The 20,138-nt window shown below is 74.5% G+C and carries 15 protein-coding genes; 5 read left to right on the plus strand and 10 right to left on the minus strand.

Annotation, left to right across the window (positions count from 1 at the left end; all coding sequences use genetic code 11):
- Positions 1-49: 49 nt before the first annotated feature.
- The 4 genes from ACIQE0_RS23530 to ACIQE0_RS23545 form a co-directional block, all read right to left on the minus strand.
- A complete protein-coding gene (locus ACIQE0_RS23530) occupies positions 50-1,615 on the minus strand; it encodes a fatty acyl-CoA synthetase (protein WP_402335449.1) in 1,566 nt (521 codons plus the stop codon).
- Between the two features lie 100 nt (positions 1,616-1,715).
- Positions 1,716-3,266, minus strand: coding sequence for an acyl-CoA synthetase (locus ACIQE0_RS23535; protein WP_402335452.1), 1,551 nt, complete (start codon positions 3,264-3,266; stop codon positions 1,716-1,718).
- 35 nt (positions 3,267-3,301) lie between these two features.
- Positions 3,302-4,405 (minus strand): NAD(P)H-dependent flavin oxidoreductase, encoded by a 1,104-nt coding sequence (locus tag ACIQE0_RS23540; RefSeq protein ID WP_402335455.1) that lies wholly within the window; start codon positions 4,403-4,405, stop codon positions 3,302-3,304.
- A gap of 174 nt (positions 4,406-4,579) precedes the next feature.
- Positions 4,580-6,142 carry a phytoene desaturase family protein gene (locus ACIQE0_RS23545; protein ID WP_402335457.1) on the minus strand — a complete coding sequence of 521 codons (1,563 nt, stop codon included), beginning with the start codon at positions 6,140-6,142 and terminating at the stop codon, positions 4,580-4,582.
- Between the two features lie 192 nt (positions 6,143-6,334).
- Between ACIQE0_RS23545 and ACIQE0_RS23550 the strand changes: the two genes are divergently transcribed.
- A complete protein-coding gene (locus ACIQE0_RS23550) occupies positions 6,335-7,627 on the plus strand; it encodes a glycoside hydrolase family 27 protein (RefSeq protein ID WP_402335460.1) in 1,293 nt (430 codons plus the stop codon).
- Between the two features lie 87 nt (positions 7,628-7,714).
- On the opposite strand, the gene ACIQE0_RS23555 is transcribed toward ACIQE0_RS23550, so the two are convergent.
- The 5 genes from ACIQE0_RS23555 to ACIQE0_RS23575 all read right to left on the minus strand — a co-directional run bounded on the left by ACIQE0_RS23555 (position 7,715) and on the right by ACIQE0_RS23575 (position 14,224).
- Complete coding sequence (locus ACIQE0_RS23555) at positions 7,715-9,700, minus strand: tetratricopeptide repeat protein (RefSeq protein ID WP_402335463.1); 1,986 nt, start codon at positions 9,698-9,700, stop codon at positions 7,715-7,717.
- Between the two features lie 332 nt (positions 9,701-10,032).
- Positions 10,033-11,232, minus strand: a complete 1,200-nt coding sequence (locus tag ACIQE0_RS23560; RefSeq protein WP_366334443.1) for an acyl-CoA dehydrogenase family protein — start codon at positions 11,230-11,232, stop codon at positions 10,033-10,035.
- Positions 11,233-11,433: 201 nt separating this feature from the next.
- Positions 11,434-11,979 (minus strand): SH3 domain-containing protein, encoded by a 546-nt coding sequence (locus ACIQE0_RS23565; RefSeq protein WP_366334441.1) that lies wholly within the window; start codon positions 11,977-11,979, stop codon positions 11,434-11,436.
- Positions 11,980-12,165: 186 nt separating this feature from the next.
- Positions 12,166-12,930: a VOC family protein gene (locus tag ACIQE0_RS23570; RefSeq protein WP_366334439.1), complete on the minus strand. Its 765-nt coding sequence runs from the start codon at positions 12,928-12,930 to the stop codon at positions 12,166-12,168.
- Positions 12,931-13,048: 118 nt separating this feature from the next.
- Positions 13,049-14,224, minus strand: coding sequence for an NAD(P)/FAD-dependent oxidoreductase (locus ACIQE0_RS23575; protein ID WP_366334438.1), 1,176 nt, complete (start codon positions 14,222-14,224; stop codon positions 13,049-13,051).
- A gap of 459 nt (positions 14,225-14,683) precedes the next feature.
- On the opposite strand from ACIQE0_RS23575, the gene ACIQE0_RS23580 reads away from it, so the two are divergent.
- The 3 genes from ACIQE0_RS23580 to ACIQE0_RS23590 all read left to right on the plus strand — a co-directional run bounded on the left by ACIQE0_RS23580 (position 14,684) and on the right by ACIQE0_RS23590 (position 18,062).
- The gene (locus ACIQE0_RS23580; protein ID WP_366334436.1) at positions 14,684-14,863 is read left to right on the plus strand and encodes a hypothetical protein; all 180 of its coding nucleotides are present in this window, start codon (positions 14,684-14,686) and stop codon (positions 14,861-14,863) included.
- A gap of 183 nt (positions 14,864-15,046) precedes the next feature.
- Positions 15,047-15,283 carry a DUF5133 domain-containing protein gene (locus ACIQE0_RS23585; protein ID WP_366334434.1) on the plus strand — a complete coding sequence of 79 codons (237 nt, stop codon included), beginning with the start codon at positions 15,047-15,049 and terminating at the stop codon, positions 15,281-15,283.
- 241 nt (positions 15,284-15,524) lie between these two features.
- Positions 15,525-18,062, plus strand: coding sequence for a phosphoketolase (locus ACIQE0_RS23590; protein ID WP_402335470.1), 2,538 nt, complete (start codon positions 15,525-15,527; stop codon positions 18,060-18,062).
- 100 nt (positions 18,063-18,162) lie between these two features.
- On the opposite strand, the gene ACIQE0_RS23595 is transcribed toward ACIQE0_RS23590, so the two are convergent.
- Positions 18,163-18,840, minus strand: coding sequence for an endonuclease (locus ACIQE0_RS23595; protein WP_402335473.1), 678 nt, complete (start codon positions 18,838-18,840; stop codon positions 18,163-18,165).
- Between the two features lie 164 nt (positions 18,841-19,004).
- Between ACIQE0_RS23595 and ACIQE0_RS23600 the strand changes: the two genes are divergently transcribed.
- Complete coding sequence (locus tag ACIQE0_RS23600) at positions 19,005-20,087, plus strand: Ku protein (RefSeq protein WP_402335476.1); 1,083 nt, start codon at positions 19,005-19,007, stop codon at positions 20,085-20,087.
- The last annotated feature ends 51 nt before the right edge of the window (positions 20,088-20,138 follow it).

Consider the following 20,138-nt stretch of genomic DNA (forward strand, 5'->3'; position numbering starts at 1 on the left):
CGATTTCCAGCATGGCAGCGGGCACTGACAGTCGCCCTCGGCGCGCCGCTCAGCGGGTGCCGAACTGCTCGCGCAGCGCCCGCTTGAGGACCTTGCCGCTGGCGTTGCGCGGCAGCGCGTCCACGAACACCACCCGCTTGGGCACCTTGAACGGCGCCAACCGGGCCCGCGCCGCGGCGATCAGCTCCGCCTCCCCCACGACGCCGTTCCCCTCCGCACCGTCCGCACTGCCCGCACCGTCGGTGCGCCGGACCACGACCGCGGTCACCGCCTCGATCCACCGCTCGTCCGGCAGCCCGATGACGGCCACCTCGGCGACCTGCGGGTGGTCGTACAGCGCGTCCTCCACCTGGCGCGAGGCGACCAGCACACCGCCGGAGTTGATGACGTCCTTGACCCGGTCGACGACCGTGAAGTAACCGTCCGCGTCCCGGACGGCCAGGTCCCCGGAGTGGAACCAGCCGCCCCGGAACGCCGCCGCGGTCTCCTCCGGCTTGTCCCAGTAACCGGCGCACAGCTGCGGCGAGCGGTAGACGACCTCGCCGCGGGTGCCGTCCGGCACCTCCCGGCCCTCCTCGTCCACCACCCGCGCCTCGACGAACAGCACCGGCCGCCCGCAGGAGTCCAACCGCCCCTCGTGCTCCTCCGGCCCGAGGACGGTGGCCAGCGGACCGATCTCGCTCTGGCCGAAGCAGTTGTAGAACCCCAGGTGCGGCAGCCGAGCCCGCAGCCGCGCGAGGACGGGCACCGGCATGATCGAGGCGCCGTAGTACGCCTTGCGCAGCCCGTCGAGGTCCCGGGTGGCGAAGCCGGGGTGGTTGGCGAGCGCGATCCAGACCGTGGGCGGCGCGAACAGGCTGTCCGCCCGGCCCGCCTCCACCAGCGCGAAGATCCGCTCCGGGTCGGGCCCGTCCAGGATGGTGTTCTCCGCGCCCACCGCCAGACCGGGCAGCAGGAAGACGTGCAGCTGCGCGGAGTGGTAGAGCGGCAGCGAGTGGACGGGGCGGTCGCTCTCCTTGAGGTCGAGGGCGACGATCGCGCTGGTGTACTCGTGCACCAGAGCCCGGTGGGTCATCATCGCGCCCTTGGGGAGGGCGGTGGTCCCCGAGGTGTACAGGAGCTGGACGAGGGTGTCGCCGGTCGCCTCCGGCAGCTCCTCGGCAGTGGCCGGATCGCCGTACTCCGCCAGCCGTTCCAACAGGCCGTCCGGCGCACCGTGCAACGGGAGGGCGCGCACCGACCCCGGCAGCCGGGACGCCAGCGCGACGTCGGTGAGCACCAGGGAACTGCCGGACTGCGCGAGGAGATAGCCCAACTCCTCGCCGGTGAGGGCGTGGTTGACCGGGACGTGCACCAGCCCGGCCCGGGCGCAGGCCAGGAAGCCGATCAGGTAGGCGTCGGAGTTGTGCCCGTAGGACGCGACCCGGTCGCCCGGCCGCAGCCCCTCGGCGCGCAGCAGCCGCGCGGCGGCGGTCACCGCGTCGTCCAGTTCCCGGTAGCTCCAGCTCCGCCCGGCGTACCGGACCGCCGTCCGCTCCGGCACCCGGCGCGCGCTGCGCCGCAGGACCCCGTCGACCGTGTTGCTCCGCGCGCCCGCGCCCACCGCATCCGTCATGCGGTGATCCTGGGGCGCGCCCGGGGGCGGGTCAAGACAGCGGACGCGGTCGGGTCGTACGCCGGCCCGTCAGAAGCCTCCAGCGGGCTCGGGCCGCCGCTCACACGCCCCGGTCCCGCCCCTCCCAGTACGGGGCGCGGAGCCGCCGCTTGTAGAGCTTGCCGTTGGGGTCGCGGGGCATCGCGGTGGTGAAGTCGACGGAGCGGGGGCGTTTGTAGCCGGCCAGGTGGCGGGTGCAGTGGTCGAGGAGTTCGGCGGCCAGTTCGGGGCCGGGCCGGTGCCCCTCGGCGGGCTCGACGACCGCCTTGACCTCCTCGCCCCAGTCGTCGTGCGGGATGCCGAAGGCGGCCGCGTCGGCGACGGCCGGGTGGGCCAGGAGCGCCGACTCGATCTCGGCGGGGTAGATGTTGACCCCGCCGGAGATGATCAGGTCGATCTTGCGGTCGCGGAGGAAGAGGTAGCCGTCCTCGTCGAGGTAGCCGAGGTCGCCGACGGTGAAGAAGTCGCCGATGCGGTTTAGGCGGGTCTTGTGCTCGTCCTTGTGGTAGGCGAAGCCGCCGGTGGTCATCTTCAGGTAGACGGTGCCGAGTCGGCCGGCCGGCAGCCGGTTGCCGTCGTCGTCGAAGATCGCGAGCTCGCTGATCGGCCAGGCGCGCCCGACCGTGCCGGGCTTCTTGAGCCAGTCCTCTGCGGTGGCGAAGGCGCCGCCGCCCTCGCTGGCCGCGTAGTACTCCTCGACGCAGCCTCCCCACCAGTCGATCATGGCGCGTTTGACGTGGTCCGGGCAGGGCGCGGCGCCATGGATGGCGTGCCGCAGGGACGAGACGTCGTAACCGCTCCTGGTCTCCTCCGGGAGCGCGAGCAGGCGGTGGAACTGGGTGGGCACCATGTGCGTGTGGGTGCACCGGTGGCGCTCGATCAGCCGCAGCATCTCCTGGGGCGTCCACTTGTCCATCAGGACGACGCGGTGGCCCAGGTGCAGCGAGGCGGCGGCGAACTGCAGGACCGCGGTGTGGTAGAGCGGCGAGCACACCAGGTGGACGTTGTCGTCGAACGGCCGGATGCCGAAGATGGCCAGGAAGCCCCCGAGGTGGGTCTCCTCGGGCGGCCTGCCGGGCAGCGGGCGGCGGATGCCGCGCGGGCGGCCGGTGGTGCCGGAGGTGTAGTTCATCACCCACCCCAGGGTCCGGTCCTCCGGCGCGGACTCGGGCTGCCCGTCGAGGAGTTGGCCGTACGGGCGGAATCCGGCCACCGCGCCGACCGCGTAGCGCCGTTCCGCGGTCAGCCCCGCCTCGTCGGCCGCCTGCCGCGCCGCGTCGCCGAACCGCTCGTGGGCGATCAGCACCTTGGCCCCGGAGTCGGCGACGATCCAGGCGATCTCCGGGCCGACGAGGTGGTGGTTGACCGGGACGAGGTAGTAACCGGCCTGGGACGCGGCGAGGTAGGCGGTGAAGAGCTCCACGCCGTTGGGGAGAACCGCGGCGAAGGCGTCGCCACGCTCCAGACCGGCCGCGCGCAGCCCGTGGACCAGCCGGTTGGCTGCGGCATGCAGCCGGCCGGCGGTCCACTCCGCGCCGTCCGGGGCGATCAGGACCGTCCGGCCGGGCTCGGCGGCGGCCTGCGCCCAGAAGCCGTTGGGGGTGTCGGACATGGTCGGGCCTCCTGTGGCGGTGGCGGACCGGCGGGTCAGGCGCGGCCCGCGATGCGGTTGATGCGGTCGAGGGCCCGCTCGAAGCCGCGGGTGAGGTCGTCGAAGACGGCCTGGACGCTGCGTTCGCTGGTCATCGCGCCGACGATCTGGCCGACCGGGGTGCCGAGCAGCGGTTCGACCTCGTGCCGCTGGATACGGGAGTTGGCCTCGGCGACCAGCAGGCCCTGGAGCGGCATGGGGAGGGTGCCGGGGCCGCCGGGGTCGTCCCAGGCGTCCGTCCAGGCGGTGCGCAGCTGGCGGGCGGGCTTGCCGGTCAGGGCGCGGGAGCGGACGGTGTCGCCGGGGCCGGCGGCGAGCAGTTTCGCGGTCAGCCGCCGGGAGTGCAGATCGGCCTCCTCGGTGGTGAGCCAGATCGAGCCGAGCCAGACGCCCTGGGCGCCCAGCGCGAGCCCGGCCGCGATCTGCTCGCCGGTGCCGATCCCGCCGGCGGCGAGCACCGGCAACGGGTCGACGGCGGCGACGACTTCGGGCGTGAGCACCATGGTGGCGATCTCCCCGGTGTGCCCGCCGGCCTCGTACCCCTGCGCCACCACGACGTCGATCCCGGCGGCCTTGTGGTGCCGGGCGTGGCGCGGACTGCCGGCCAGCGCGGCGACCCGTACGCCGTGCGCGTGGGCGCGCTCGACGACGTCCGCGGGCGGTGATCCCAGCGCGTTGGCGAGCAGCGCGATCGGGTAGTCGAAGGCCACGTCGAGCTGGGTGCGGGCCACCTGCTCCATCCATCCGGTGATCCGCCACCCGGAGGGCTCCCCCGGCGGCAGCGGCGGCACGTCGTACCGGGCCAGCACCTCCTCGGCGTAGCGGCGGTGCTCGGGCGGGATCATCGCCTCGACGTCCGCCTCGGTGACGCCCTCCACCTTCGTGGCGGGCATCACCACGTCGAGGCCGTAGGGCAGTCCGTCGGTGTGCTCCTGCATCCAGTCGAGATCGCGGGCCAGTTCGCCGGGCGCGGTGTACCGCACCGCGCCGAGCACCCCGAACCCGCCGGCCCGGGTGATCGCCGCGGCCACCGCGGGGAACGGCGTGAACCCGAAGACGGCGTGCTCGACGCCCAGCGCGGTGCTCAACTCCGTCTGCATGGGCGCAGGATGCCGCAGCCCGCCGCACGAGGGAAGAGATTTTCTGATGCTGCGTCAGAAACTGGGAGCGGAGCCCGGAACCCTGGGGCGGAGTCCCCGGGCGGGAAGCCCCGGGGCGGAGTCCCCGGGCAGGAAGCCCCGGCGCGGGAACCCCGGCTCCCGGTCAGCAGCGCCTCACCCCTCCTCCAGCACCGCCATCGCCGCGTTGTGCCCCGGAATGCCGCTCACGCCGCCGCCGCGGGGCGCGCCCGCGCCGCACAGCAGGATGGCGGGATGGTCGGTGGCCACGCCCCAGCGGGCCGCGGCGGTGGTCAGGGGCTCCTCGTCGTCGGCATAGGGGAAGGCCAGTTCGCGGTGGAAGATGTTGCCGCCGGGCAGGCCGAGTTCGCGGTCGAGGTCGAGGGGGGTGCGGGCCTCGATGCAGGGGCGGCCGTCGGCGTCGTGGGCCAGGCAGTCGGCGAGCGGTTCGGCCAGGTGGGCGTCCATCTGGGCGAGGGTGGCGGCCAGCAGCCGGTCGCGGGTGGCGTCGTGGTCGGTGGCGAACAGCCGGGCGGGGACGTGCAGTCCGAAGAGGGTGAGGGTGTGGTAGCCCTCGCGGACCAGGTCGGCGCCGAGGATGGAGGGGTCGGTCAGGGAGTGGCAGTAGATCTCCGAGGGCGGGGCGCTGGGCAGGCGGCCGGCCGCGGCCTCCTGATGGGCGGTCTCCAACTGGGCGTAGCCCTCGGCGACATGGAAGGTGCCGGAGAACGCCTCGCGGGGGTCGGCGCGGGTGTCGCGGAGCCGCGGCAGGCGGGTGAGCAGCATGTTGACCTTGAGCTGGGCACCATCGGCGGCCGGCGGCGCGGCCTCGCCGAGCAGCGCGGCCAGTTCGCGCGGCGCGGCGTTGACCAGGACGCGGCGGGCGCCGATCGGGCCGCCCTCGGCGGTGGTGACCTCCGCGGTGCGGCCGTCGGTGGCCAGCGCGGTGACCGGGCAGCCCGTGACGATCTCCGCGCCGGCCCGGCGGGCGGCGTCGGCGAGCGCGTCGGTGAGCGCGCCCATGCCGCCCAGCGGGACGTCCCAGTCGCCGGTGCCGCCGCCGATCACGTGGTAGAGGAAGCAGCGGTTCTGACGGAGCGTGGGGTCGTGGGCTCCCGCGAAGGTGCCGATCAGCCCGTCGGTGAGGACCACACCGCGCACCAGGTCGTCGTGGAAGGTGGCCTCGACCAGCTCGCCCAGGGGCCGCTCGAAGAGGGCGTGCCAGGTGGCGTCGTCGTCGATCCGGGCGCGCAGCGCGGAGCGGGTGGGCAGCGGTTCGGTGAGGGTGGGGAAGACCCGTTCGGCGAGCCGGCCGGTGGTGCCGTAGAAGTCCTGCCAGGCGGCGAACTCGCGGTCGGAACCGGTCAGTTCGGCGAACGAGGCGCGGATGCGGGCCTCCCCGCCGCCGACCAGCAGGCCGGTGGGGCGCCCCCCGCGCAGGGCCGGGGTGTAGGAGGAGACCGTGCGCTTGCGGACCGCGAAGCGCAGCCCGAGGTCCCGCACGATCTTCGACGGCAGCAGGCTGACGAGGTAGGAGTAGCGGGAGAGCCGGGCGTCTATCCCGCGGAACGCCCGGGTGGAGACGGCAGCGCCGCCGGTGTGGTCCAGACGCTCCAGGACCAGCACGCTCCGCCCGGCGCGGGCGAGGTAGGCGGCGGCCACCAGTCCGTTGTGTCCGCCGCCGACGATCACGACGTCGTAGGAAGTCCGTTCGGGCATGCCCCTTGGTAGCACGCCGGGTCGGCTGCCGCCAGGGAGCGGCCCGGGGGCAGCGGGATGAATCGTCGGTTCCGGTCGGTGCGCCATCTTGACCGACTCTCCGGGGGCTCCTAGCGTCCCGCCCTGCGCCGCCCTGGAACCGCCCCATCGGCCGCACGTCTCGGCCGCCCCACTCACCACGTGAGGTGACTTGTGTCCCATCCGTCGGTATCCCGCATCGGCCGCACCCTCACCACACTCACCGCCGTCGCCACCTGCTCGGCGGGACTGCTCTCGACCACCGCCACCGCCGACCCCGCCCGCGGCGCCCAGCCCCCGTCCACGTACCCCAACCTCGCCCCGACGCCCCCGATGGGCTGGAACAACTGGTCCTACTACCAGTGCGACGGACTCAACGAAAAGGTGGTCCTGGACAACGCCCGGGCACTGGTCCGCAGCGGGCTGGCCCACAAGGGCTACCGCACCGTCACCGTCGACGACTGCTGGATGACCAAGGAGCGCAGCGCCGACGGTGAACTGGTCATCGACCGCACCAAGTTCCCGCACGGCATGGCCTACATCGGGGAGCAACTCCACCAGATGGGGCTGAAGTTCGGCATCTACGAGGACGTCGGCAAGCTGACCTGCGGGAAGAACCCCGGCAGCTACGGGCACTTCGCACAGGACGCCAAGCTCTACGCGGCCTGGAAGGTGGACTACCTCAAGGCCGACGGCTGCAACGTGCCGGTCCCCCAGGGGCAGAGCAAGGAGCAGGTGTTCCACGACCTGTACACACAGCAGAGCCAGGCGCTGCGGGCCACCGGGCGGCGGATCGTCTTCTCCATCTCCGCGCCCGCCTACTTCCAGTTCTCCGGTGACGAGGTCTGGCACCGGGTCATCACCTGGTCCGGGCAGCTGGGGAACCTGTGGCGGGGCGGCGCCGACATCGCACTCCAGCAGAGCAGCGCCCCCGAGAAGTGGAAGTCGATCTCGGGCAACTTCCGCTACAACGCCAACCTCGCCGACCTCCAGCGCCCCGGACGCTGGAACGACCCCGACTTCCTCCTGGTCGGCGACTCCGGCCTGCCCCGGGACGAGATGCAGAGCCAGATGTCGCTGTGGGCGATGATGGCCGCGCCGCTGATCTCCAGCACCGACCTCGGCAAGCTCTCCCCGGAGGCGCTGAAGATCCTCGGCAACCGCGAGGTGATCGCGGTCGACCAGGACCCGCTGGGCGTCCAGGGCCGCATCGTGCAGCAGGACGGGGACGCGGCGGTGCTCGCCAAACCGCTGCACAACGGCGACCGGGCCCTCGCCCTGTTCAACGGGGGCAACACCGCCCGCACGCTGTCCGTCACGGCGGGCGCGGCCGACCTGCCCAAGGCGAAGTCCTACCGGCTGCACGACCTGGTGACCGGCCGCAGCACGCGCACCACCCGCACCATCGTCGCCCGGGACGTACCGCCGCACGCCACGGTGCTCTACCGGGTCAAGGCCGAACGCTAGGGCGTGTCTTCACACTGACGCCTGCCGTGCGGCACCTGGAACGCCGCAACCGGGCGGCCCGGCACACCCGGGCCGCCCGGCCGCCCGCTACCGCCGGTGTCCCACGCGCTCCCGGCGCAGTGCCGTGACCCGGCCGTAGAGGGCGACCGCCTCGTCCACGCGGCCCATCTGCTCCAGGCACTGGGCCTGTTCGCCGCGGCTGGCCAGCGCGTCGAGATGGGCCGCGCCCAGGGTCCGTTCGCGGGCGTCGGCGACCTGGCGGTAGACGTCCAGCGCCTCCGTCCAGCGGCCGAGCCGGCCCAGTGCCACGGCGATCTCGCGCCGGCTGGCGAGGGTGTCGGGGTGGTCCTCGCCCAGCACCCGGGCACGGGTCGCGGCCACCACGCGGGCCTCGGCGAGCGCCTCCGACCAGCGCGCCAGCCGGCCGTAGTTGACGCCCAGGCCGTGCCGGGCGCGCAGGGTCTCCGGATCGTCCGGGCCCTGCGCGCGGGTGCGGGCGGCGACCAGATCGCGGTAGTGGGCCAGTGCCTCCGCGCTGCGGCCCAGCCGGCCCAGGGCGACGCCGGTCTCGTAGCGGGCGGCGAGGGTGTCGGGGTGGTTCGGGCCGAGCGCGACGGCGCGCCCCGCGGCCACCCCCTGATACGCCGCCAACGCCTCCGGCCAACGTCCCAACCGCCCTGCCACGCAGGCGAGTTGCCAGCAGGTGGCGAGGGTGTCGGGGTGCTGGGCACCGAGCACCCGGGTGCGCGCCTCGACGACCTCGCGGGCGGTGGTCCGGCCCTCCTCCAGGCGGCCCAGCCGGCACAGGCCGACCGCGACGTGATGGCGGCAGCCGAGCGTGTCGGGGTGGTCGGGGCCGAGCAGCCGCTCCCGGCCGGCCAGCACCGCGCCGAGGTGCTCCTGGGCCTCGAAGTGCCGGCCGGCCCGGGCCAGCGCATGGGCGTGCTCCAACCGGCCGGTGAGCGCGGCGAGGAGGGCGGGATGGTCGCCGGACGGCGTCGGGCGGTCCGGGCCGAGGGCCGGCGAGGCCTCGCCGCGCAGCGGGTCGCGGGCGTCGGTCCAGGCGTCGGTGAGCACCGCGGCGGCGTCCGCCGCGGTGCGGCGCGGCGGCCGGGTGCCGACGGCCGGGACGCCCGCGGTGATCCCGCGGGTCCAGGAGGGCAGCCGCTGGGCGGGGATCGTCAGCACGTCCGGGCCCCGGCCGGGGCCGCGGTGGGGGCGCCGGTGGCCGGCGTCGGCGAGGCGCTTGGCCAGTTCGTCGGCGTCCGGGGGCCGGTCGTCCGGCTCCTTGGCGAGCAGGTCGAGGATGATCCGCTCGTACGCCTCGGGGAGGTCGGGCCGGGCCGCGCGCGGCGGGTCCGGCGCGGTGTCGCGGTGGCCGACCAGCACCGCCCAGGCGTCGCCCTGGGCGAACGGCGGGGCGCCGGTGGCGATCTCGTAGAGCACGCAGCCCAGGGAGTACAGGTCGCTGCGGTGGTCGACGGTGCCGCCGCCGATCTGCTCGGGCGACATGTAGTGCGGGCTGCCCATGGCGACGCCGGTGCCGGTCAGCCGGGCGGTGAAGCCGATGTCGTGGCCGAGGCGGGCGATGCCGAAGTCGCAGATCTTGACCGTGCCGTCGGTGAGCCGGACGATATTGGCCGGTTTCAGATCGCGGTGCACCACGGCCTGTTCATGGGTGTAGGCGAGCGCCGCGGCGATCTGCTCGGCGACCTCGATCACGTCCACGACGGGCAGCGGCTGGCGCCGGTTGTCGTCCAGCAGCTGGCTGAGGTTACGGCCGTTGAGCAGCTCCATGACGATGAAGAGGATGCCGTCGTCCTCACCGAAGTCGTGGACGACGGTGATCCCGCGGTGCTGGAGCGCCGCGGCCACCCGCGCCTCACGGCGGAAGCGCTCCCTGAGCACCCGGAGGAAGCCCGGTTCCTGCCGTTGCCCCATGGGCTTGAGGCACTTGACGGCGACCTGGCGGCCCAGCGCCTCGTCCCGGGCCCGCCACACCTCCCCCATGCCGCCGCGTCCGATGGTGTCGAGCAGTCGGTAACGTCCCTGAATCAGCCTGTGTTCCGCCATCCCTCTCGCCGCCCCCGCTCCCGCGTTCAGCCGCGCGGATCCCCCGGTGTCTCCTGCCCGTCCAGTATGGCGGCGGAGTCGCGGAGCTTGTAGGGCCCTGGCCGGGCACCGGGGCCGAGCCGCGCCACCGCCCGCAGGACGCGCCGCGGCGGCAACTGCCGACGCGGCGCGGGAGGTTCCGCCCGCAGCAGCCGGGCGGCGGTGCGCACCCTGCGGGTGACACCGGCGGGCCGACGATCCGCATCATCGGGTCGGCACGCAGCCGCCAGGTCACCGAACGGGTCCCGAAGAGCCCCCGATCGCCCGCCGCCACCGCGCCACCCGCCGGCCGGTCAACGCCGTACCCGCGGCATGCCGAGGCCGATCCAGGAGATGATCTCGCGCTGGATCTCGTTGTTGCCGCCGCCGAAGGTGAAGATGACGGCGGAGCGGTAGCCGCGCTCCAGTTCGCCGTGGAGCACCGCGCCCGCCGAGCCCTCCTTCAGCGGCCCGGCGGCGCCGGCCACCTCCATCAGCCAGGCGTAGGCGTCCCGCCGCGCCTCGGAGCCGTAGACCTTCACCGCCGAGGCGTCCTGCGGGGTGAGGGTGCCCCGCTGGAGGGCGTCCACCATGCGCCAGTTCAGCAGCTTCATCGCCTCCAGCCGGACGTGGGTGCGGGCCAGCCGGCCGCGCACCCAGCCCAGGTCGATGACCCGGCGGCCGTCGGCGAGTTCGGTGCCGGCGGCCCAGCGCTGGACGTCGTGGAAGGCGCGGACGGCCATGGTGCCGTGTGCGGCGAGGGTGACCCGCTCGTGGTTGAGCTGGTTGGTGATGATCCGCCAGCCCTTGTTCTCCTGGCCGACGCGGCGGGAGGCGGGGACGGTGATGTTCTCGTAGTAGCTGGCGGTGGTGTCGTGCGAGGCAAGGGTGTTGATCAGGGTGCAGGAGTAGCCGGGGTCGCTGGTGGGGACCAGGAGCAGGGTGATGCCCTTGTGGGGCGGGACCCCTTCCTCCACGGGGGCGGTGCGGACGGCCAGCCAGACCCAGTCCGCGGTGTCGCCGTTGGTGGTCCAGATCTTCTGGCCGTTGACGACGTAGTGCCCGGTCTCCTCGTCGCCCTCGCGCACCGCGCGGGTCCTCAGGGAGGCCAGGTCGGTGCCGGCGTCCGGTTCGCTGTAGCCGATCGCGAAGTCGATCTCACCGGAGAGGATCCGGGGCAGGAAGTACGCCTTCTGCTCGTCGGTGCCGAACTGCATGAGGGTGGGGCCGACGGTGTTCAGCGCCATGAGCGGCAGCGGCACCCCGGCCTGGGCGGCCTCGTCGAAGAAGAGGAACTGTTCCATGGGGGTCATCCCGCGCCCGCCGTACTCCGTGGGCCAGCCGACGCCCAGCCAGCCGTCGGCGCCGAGCCGGCGCACCGTCTCCCGGTAGAAGCGCTTCCGGGCGGCCGGATCGGCGAACCTGGCGTAGGCGTTGTCCGGCACCAACGTGCCGAAGTACGCGCGCAGTTCGGCGCGCAGCCGCTGCTGTTCCGGGGTGTATTCCAGGTGCACGGCCCCTCCACCAGTCATCCGGTCCGGTCCTCCGGTCGCCGGGTGCTGACGGCCCGTCGGATTCCGGGGTCGGGGGCACAGTAGAACTCGTTCCAGTATTTCGGAAGGGCGGCGACCGGCCGGCGGCCGGCACGCGAAGGACCCGGCGCGGCACCTCACGGGTTCCGTGCCGGGCCCGTCGCGGACCCTCCGGCGGGCGGCTCAGCGGCGCTTGGCGGTGCCGCCCGTCCGGACGCGGTTGCGCTGCCCGCCCGTCCGAACGTTGCTGCGCTGCCCGCCCTTCCGGACGCTGCTGCGTCCCCCGCTCTTCCGGACGTTGCTGCGCTCCCCGCCCGTCCGGACGCCGTCGCGCTCCCCGTCCTTGCAGTACCTGACGAAGCCCGTGTTGACCACGTGCTTGGCCGAGATCCAGGTGCGCCGGTTCCCCCGGATCAGGTACCAGACGTCGTTGCCGCGGATGTTCTGGGCGCGGACCTTGCAGACCAGGTAGACCCGGGCGCCGCCGCGGAGGTAGCCCTGCGACGCGGAGTCCGTGCTGGGGTACTCGCGCACGTTCATCCCGCGGGCGGCACTGACGGTGCCGTACACCGAGGACGGGCCGGTCCGCGGCTGGAGGCGGGACCGGGTGTCGGCCTGGGCCGGAGCCGCTACGAGCAGCGCCGCCCCCAGGGCGACGGCCGTGGTCAGCGCACCCGCACCGGCCGCAAGCTTCCTGCCTCGGGCCACGAGGACGTCGGTCGTGGACATAAGGGTCTCCTGTTCTTGACGCGCAATGCCTTGACGCGCCATGCCACCCATTGGCGCGTTGCGGACATTACGCACAAAAGCCCCAAGAAATGTGGTGAAACGACGACCGGGACGCCGATCGTGTGACGCCGAACGGGCCGCCGGGCGAGGGAAAACACCCCTCCCGCGGCGCGCCGCCGCGCGCGCTCAGCCCTCGATGCCCGCCTGGTGGATGCCGAAGACGGCGCCCTGCGGGTCCCGCACCATCGCGATCCGCGGCCCGTCCGGGACGTCCGTCGGCGCCATCAGCAGCATGCCCCCGGACTCGGCGGCCCGCGCCGCCGTCCCGTCCACGGACTCCACCGCGAAGTACGGCAGCCAGTGCGGCCGGACGTCCTCCCGGTCGCGCGCCTGCGCGGTGCTCATCCCGCCGAAGTCGGCGCCGCCGATCCCCCACTGCGCATACGTGCCGTGGGACCTGACCGTCCATCCGAAGATCCGGGTGTAGAAGGACACCGCGGCCTCGGCGTCGTCGGTGGCCAGCTCCACCCAGCCGAGCGAGCCGGGCGCGTTCAGCAGCTCGGCACCGGCGAACGAGCCGGCCTGCCAGAGGGCGAGGACCGCGCCCGCCGGATCGGCCAGCACCGCGAACCGCCCCAGGTCGTGGACGTCCCGCGGGGCCACCAGGACCTTGCCGCCGGCCTCGGTGACCGACGCGGCCAGCGCCGTCGCGTCGCGGGTGGCGAAGGTGACGGTCCAGGCGGTCTGCTGGCCCGGGGCATAGAGGGCGGTCGCCGCGGCGACCTTGGCGCCGCCCGCGGAGAAGAGCGTGTAGCCGCCGGCCTCGACCCGCGGTTCGACCTCGGCGTGCCAGCCGAAGACCTGGCGGTAGTACACGGCGGCCGCGGCCACGTCCGAGGTGCCCAGCTCCACCCAGCAGGGGGCGCCGGACGTGGGCTCGGTGATCTTCACGCGCTGCTCCGTCCCTCGGCGACGCGGACCGGTCGGCGGTGCGCAGCCGCGGCCCCTCTTCGTGCTGCCGATCGTCCGACGGGCGGTCCGGGGCCGCAACCCGGCGCCGGTGGGCGGGTCAGGGCCGGTGCGGGTGCAGATGACGGCGGCGGAACAGGCGGTGGGTGGGGCGCGGGGCGTCCGGGGCGAGGGCCGCGTCCAGGTCGCGGGCGGCGGTCTCGGCGGCCGCGGTCGAGCGGGGGAAGAGCGCCGTCTCGTACGCGCGGACCGCGTGGTCGGGGTCGATCTGCCAGGTGTGCGCCTCGGCCAGTTGCCGGGCCAGCTCGCAGCCGTCCTGGAGGGCCAGATCGGCACCCCGTCCCGAGAGCGGCGTCATCAGGTGTGCGGCGTCGCCCAGCAGCGTCAGCCCCGGGGTGTGCGGCCAGGTGTGCGGCACCGGCAGCGCGTACAGCGGGCGGTTGACGAACCTTCCGTCGCTGTCCCGGAGCAGGGCCAGCAGCCGGTCGTGCCACCCGTCGAAGGCGGCGAGCAGGACGGCCCGGACCGCCTCGGTGTCCGTCGCGCTCACCCCGGCCGTCCGCGCCCAGTCCTCGGCGCCGCGGAAGGCCGCGTGGACCCGGACCCGGCCGCCGGCGTCGCGCCGGGCGATCAGGCCCTTGCCCCCGGACAGCGCCAGCATGGTGCCGTGGCCGACCAGCCGGGCGACGTCCGGGTGGCGCGCGTCGACGTCGTCGAGTCCGGTCTCCACGAAGGTCACCCCGGAGTAGTGCGGGGTCGCGTCGGACAGCCGCGGCCGCACCCGGGACCAGCTCCCGTCGGCGCCGACGACCAGGTCGAAGGTGGCGGTGTCGCCGTCGTCGAAGACCGCCTGGTGGCGGCCGCCGCCGCGCGGGTGCAGCGTCCGCAGGTACCGGCCCCAGCGGATGGTGCCGGGCGCCAGGGAGTCGACCAGGAGGCCGCGCAGGGCACGCCGGTCGATCTCGGGGCGCTCCTCGGTCGTGCCGGGCTCCGGGGCGTCGCAGTGGAGCACCGTGCCGGAGCAGTCGAGCAGCCGGGCCTCCAGGCCGGCGGGCCGGGCGGCGGCGCGGAACTCGTTCTCCAACCCGGCCGCGCGCAGCGCCGCCCGGCCGCCCGCCGCCCGGAGCTCCAGGAGGCCGGCGGGCGTCGACCCGACCGGGCCGAGGTCCCGTTCGTAGACGGTCACGGGCACGCCGTGGCGCTGGAGTATCCGGGCACAGAGCAACCCGCCCGGGCCCGCCCCGATGATCGCGATGCGGAAGGTGGTGGCGGGCATGGCGCGGCGCTCCTCGGGCGCTCCTCGGTCCGCGGCCCGTCCCCGGCACCGGGACCGTCCTCGCTACCAGAGGAGCACAGTCGCCCCGAAAGCGCGATCGGTGCCGGACGCCGGGCCGGACGGCGGACGGCGGGATGCGCACGCGGCAGGGGCAACGGGCTCTCCGGGAAGGGCTGTTGCCCGGCGATCACGTCGATCTCCGGGACGGGAAGGGGCGGGCGCCGGGGCCCGGCCGGTGGGCCGGCGCGGCGCAGCCCGCGGCGTCCGGCGCCGTATCTCGCCGCGTTGTCGGACGCGTCCTCGTACGGGGCCGGGGCGAGGGGACGCGGGCGGTGCCGGCGGCGGGCGCGGGCGCCTCGCGGGAGGGGCGGCGGGCGGGTCGCGGACGGCGGCCGCGCCGAGCGGCGGCGGGCGGCGGCGCGGCGCACGATGGAACCACCAGGAGGAAGGGCCGCCAGCATGACCACCAGAAGGACGGGTGACGGGCCGGGGCCCGTGCCCAGTACGCCGAGGCCGGTGCCGCACGATCCGGAGACGCCCGACCGGGAGAAGGCGACCGAACCCGAACCGGTGCCGGACTCCGAGGCGCCCGGCACCCGGCCCGCCGAGCACCCGGCGCCGCCCGAACCGCCCGACTGAATCTGCCCGACCGCCGCCCGGCGACCTCGGCCGGCCGACGCCCCTGCGCGCCCGGCCCACCGGGCGTCCGGTTGCAGCGGCCGTACGTCCGGCGCAAGGTGGATCCACTCCGGTTCGGGCGCGCCTTCGGCGCGCGGTCAGCCGCCCGGCACACCCGCCGGGCCGACGTCGGGAGAAGACGGGATGCTGCTGCCGGACAAGTCCGTGCTCGCCTCGCTGCTGCGGCGCTACCGCGTCTGGGAGCGGGTGGTACTCGCGGATCCGCACGATCCGGCGGCCAGGAGCCAGCTGGAGGACCTGGCGTACACGCTGTGCGTCCTGATGGGCCGGCGGACCGTCCACGAGGCGATCGTCGAGGCGGAGCGCTACCTCGCGGCCGACCAGACCGTGCCCGGGACCGCGGACCGGCGCCACACGTAGGCGCGGCGCCACGGCCGGGCACGGCGCCGCCGCTTCGAGCCGCCGGCGAGGCCGACGCGCGGACGGAGCGATCCGCGCCGGGTCCGCGCAGGCGGCCCTGGTCCCGGCTCGGCGGCGGACAGCGGAAGCCGTTCCCGGAGCGGTCGGCGGGAACCGTTCTCGAAGCGTCGGCACGAGTCGTTCCCGCGAGTCGTTCGGAGGCCGAACTGCGGCCCGCGCTGCGTGAACTGAGGAGCTGAGCATGCACCATCCGCAGAGCCCCACGACGGCGGAGGCGCCCGCAGCCGACGGGGCGGCCGACCCGTCCGCGCCGCTCGGCCCGGACGAGCTGAGCGCCCTCGACGCCCACTGGCGGGCCGCCAACTACCTCGCCGCCGGACAGATCTACCTGATGGCCAACCCGCTGCTGACCGAGCCGCTGCGCCCGGAGCACATCAAGCCCCGGCTGCTGGGTCACTGGGGCACCTCGCCCGGCCTGAACCTGGTGCACACCCACCTCAACCGAGTGATCAAGGCCCGGGACCTGGACGCGCTGTGCGTGTGGGGGCCGGGGCACGGCGGGCCGGCGGTGCTGGCCAACTCCTGGCTGGAGGGCACGTACACCGAGACCTACCCGGACGTGACCCGGGACGCGGACGGGATGGCGCGGCTGTTCCGGCAGTTCTCGTTCCCCGGCGGGGTGCCCAGTCACATCGCGCCGGAGACACCGGGCTCGATCCACGAGGGCGGCGAGCTGGGCTACGCCCTGACCCATGCCTACGGGGCGGCCTTCGACAACCCGGAACTGCTGGTGGCCTGCGTGATCGGCGACGGGGAGGCGGAGACCGGGCCGCTGGCCGCGTCCTGGCACGCCACCGCGTTCCTCGACCCGGTGCACGACGGGGCGGTGCTGCCGATCCTCCACCTCAACGGCTACAAGATCGCCAATCCGACGGTGCTCTCCCGCATCCCGGAGGACGAACTGGACGCGCTGCTGCGCGGCTACGGCCACGACCCGCTGCACGTCACCGGCGACGACCCGGCCGCGGTCCACCAGGCGCTGGCCGCCGCCATGGACCGCGCGCTGGACCGGATCGCGGCGATCCAGCGGCGGGCCCGCGCGGACGGCGGCACCGGCCGCCCGCGCTGGCCGGCGATCGTGCTCCGCACACCCAAGGGGTGGACCGGTCCGCGCGAGGTGGACGGAGTACCCGTCGAGGGCACCTGGCGCGCGCACCAGGTCCCGCTGCCCGGGGTGCGCGAACACGCCGACCACCGGCGCCAGTTGGCGGACTGGCTGCGCTCGTACCGCCCGGAGGAACTGTTCGACGAGGCGGGGCGACCGCGTCCGGAAGTGCTCGCCTGTGTGCCCGAGGGCCGGCGCCGGCTGGGCGCCTCCCCGCACGCCAACGGCGGTCTGCTGCTGCGCGAACTGCCCCTGCCGCCACTGGAGCGGCACGCGGTGGCGGTCGACAAGCCCGGCACCGTCCTGCACGAGCCGACCCGGGTGCTCGGCGGGCTGCTGGCCGACGTCATGGCGGCCACCGCCGAACGCCGCGACTTCCGCCTCGTCGGCCCGGACGAGACCGCCTCCAACCGACTGGACGCCGTCTACGCCGTCACCGGCAAGGCATGGCAGCCGACGGTGCTCCCCACCGACGAACACCTGGCGCGCGACGGCCGGGTGATGGAGGTGCTCTCCGAACACCTCTGCCAGGGCTGGCTGGAGGGCTATCTGCTCACCGGGCGGCACGGGCTGTTCTCCTGCTACGAGGCGTTCGCGCACCTCGTCGACTCGATGGTCAACCAGCACATCAAGTGGCTGCGCACCGCCCGCCGGCTGCCCTGGCGGCGCCCGGTCGCCTCCCTCAACTACCTGCTCACCTCGCACGTCTGGCGACAGGACCACAACGGCTTCTCCCACCAGGACCCCGGCTTCGTCGACCACGTCCTCAACAAGAGCCCGGAGGTCGTCCGGGTCTATCTGCCGCCGGACGCCAACACCCTGCTGTCGGTGGCCGACCACGCGCTGCGCAGCCGCGACTACGTCAATGTGATCGTGGCCGGCAAGCAGCCCTGCTTCGACTGGCTCACCCTCGACCAGGCGCGGCTGCACTGCGCCCGCGGCCTCGGCATCTGGGAGTGGGCCGGCACCGAGAACGGCACCGGTCCCCAAGCTCTCGGCTCCGCTCGAACAGGGGAGACCCCATACCAAGCTCTCGGCTCCGCTCGAACAGGGGAGACCCCATCCCGAGCTCTCGGCTCCCCGACAGGGCAGGCGCCGTCTCCGGACGTGGTGCTGGCCTGCGCCGGCGACGTGCCCACGCAGGAGACGCTGGCCGCGGCCGACCTGCTGCGGCGCCATCTGCCGGAGCTGGCGGTGCGGGTGGTCAACGTCGTCGACATCGCCCGGCTGCTGCCGCCCGGCGAGCATCCGCACGGAATGCCGGACGCCGAGTACGACGCCCTGTTCACCCGCGACCGGCCGGTCATCTTCGCCTACCACGGCTACCCCTGGCTGATCCACCGGCTCTGCTACCGCCGCGCCGGGCACCCCCATCTGCACGTCCGCGGCTACAAGGAGGAGGGCACCACCACCACGCCGTTCGACATGGTCGTGCGCAACGACCTGGACCGGTTCCGGCTGGTGATGGACGTGGTGGACCGGGTGCCCGGGCTGGCCGTCCGCGCGACGGCGCTGCGGCAGGCGATGGCGGACGCCCGGACCCGGCACCACGACTGGATCCGGGAGCACGGCACGGACCTGCCGGAGGTAGTGGAGTGGACCTGGCCGGGGTGACCCCCGCGCCCGCGCGAGCGTGCCGAGCACGGCAGCGCTCCCCCCACCGGCCGTCCCCTGACGGTCAAGTACGCCTGCCTGTCGGTGTCGTGACGTACCGTCACCTCATGGCTCGCTCCCCCACCTCCTCGGCCACCGAGCGGTCCAGTGCGGCGCGCACCAGCGCCGAGGCCAGGGCGGCGGTCTCCTCCGGGCGCACCAGACGGGCCAGGGCGCCCGGGTCGTCCGGCAGGCCCAGCCGTTGCGCGCCCTGGAGGGCCTTGGCGTCGAGGTAGGGGGCGAACTCCGGCCATACGCCCTGGATTTCGCGGACGAAGATGCCCGAACCGGCCGGGCCGACGCCGGGCAGCTCCTGGAGCGCACCGCGCAGCGCCGCAAGGTCGCCGTCGGCCGCCTCCCGCATCCGGCGGAGATCGCCGCCGTAGCGGTCCAGCAGGAGCCGCGCACCGTCGCCGAGGCGGGTGGCGGTGCTCTCGTCGTAGCGCCGGTAGCCGCCCTCGCCGAGCGCGTCCACGCGGCGCTGCCAGGGCGCGTCGGCCATCCGCCGGGGCGTGCGCAGCCCGGCGCCGAACAGGGCGCGGGCCGCCGCCACCGCCACGGAGGCGCGGATCCGCGCGCTGAGCAGGTCGGCGACGACCAGGAGCTGGTAGAGCGGCTGCGGGGTGTCGCGCAGGCGGATCCCGGCCTCGGCGGCGTAGGTCTGCCCGTGGCGGTCCAGCAGGGTGCGGACGAGGGCCTGGTGGGAGGTGGTGCGGCGGGCGGGGTGCGAGGCGTTCATGCCGGCGGGGTACCCGGCCGGCGCGGACGGGATGCTCGGGCGTCCGGGTGGTGGCGGCGGAACGGGCGGGACCCGGCCCGGGCGGACCGGCTCGGGAGGTGGGCGCGGGGCGGTCCTCCTAGCATGGAACGGCACCGAACCGCACCACGAAGGCGGCTCCCCTCATGCGTCCCACCGCGAAGTTCTCCCTCAGCTTCGGCCTGGTCACGATCCCGGTGGCCGCGTACAACGCCACGGACACCGCCGCCTCGGTCAGCTTCGTGCGGATCCACACCGCGGACGGCGGGCGGGTCCGCAACCAGCCGGTCTGCTCACTGGAGGGCACCGAGGTGGCCGCCGATGAGATCGGCCGCGGCTACCGGACCGAGGACGGCACCCTCGTCCCGCTCACCGACGACGACCTGGACGCGCTGCCGCTGCCGACCGCCAAGGTCATGACCATCCTCGCCTTCGTCGCCGGCGGCGACATCGATCCGCTCCAGATGGGCAAGGGTTACTACCTGGGCGTCGACGGCCCCGCGGCGGCCAAGCCCTACGCCCTGCTGCGGGACGCGATGGAGCGGCACCAGCGGGTCGGACTGGGCAAGATCGCAATGCATGGGCGGGAGACGCTGGCGATGATCCGGCCGGTGGGGGACCTGCTGGTGATGCAGGTGCTGCTGTGGCCCCACCAGATCCGGCCGATGGCGGGCGTGCTCCCGGAGCGGGAGGTGAAGGTCGCCGCCAAGGAGGTGCGCGCCGCGGAGACGCTGATGGACTCCTTCGGCGGGCTCTCCGAGGAGGACGTGCACGACCACTACCGGGAGGCGCTGGAGGAGATCGTGGCGGCCAAGCTCGCGGATCGCGAGCCGGAGTTCGCGGCCGGTGCGGAGCCGCCCGCGGGCCAGGTGATGGACCTCATGACCGCCCTCCAGGACAGCGTGCGGGCCGCGAAGCGGGCCCGCGGCGAGGCCGACGAGGCGGGAGAGGCGGGAGAGGCCGCCGGGGCGGGCGGCGGACCGCGGTCGTCCGGTCGTACCGCGACGAAGACCGCGGCCCGGAAGGCCGGCGCCACCCGCACGGCCACGACCACCGCGAAGAAGAAGACGGCGGCGGCGAGCACGGCGCGGAGCGGAGCCGCGAAGGGCGGGAGCGCGAAAGGCGGGACCGCCGCCGGGAAGAAGGCGGCCGCGGCCACGGGATCCGGCGCGAAGAAGACCGCGGGCACCGCCCGGAAGACCGCGGCCCGTGGGCGGAAGGCGGGCTGAGCGCCGCCCGCGCCACGGCCGGTGCCGGGTGGGCAGGGCCGGAGCCGGGCG

Origin of the sequence: Streptomyces sp. NPDC093097 (assembly GCF_044754325.1) — a bacterium.
Taxonomy (GTDB): Bacteria; Actinomycetota; Actinomycetes; order Streptomycetales; family Streptomycetaceae; genus Streptomyces.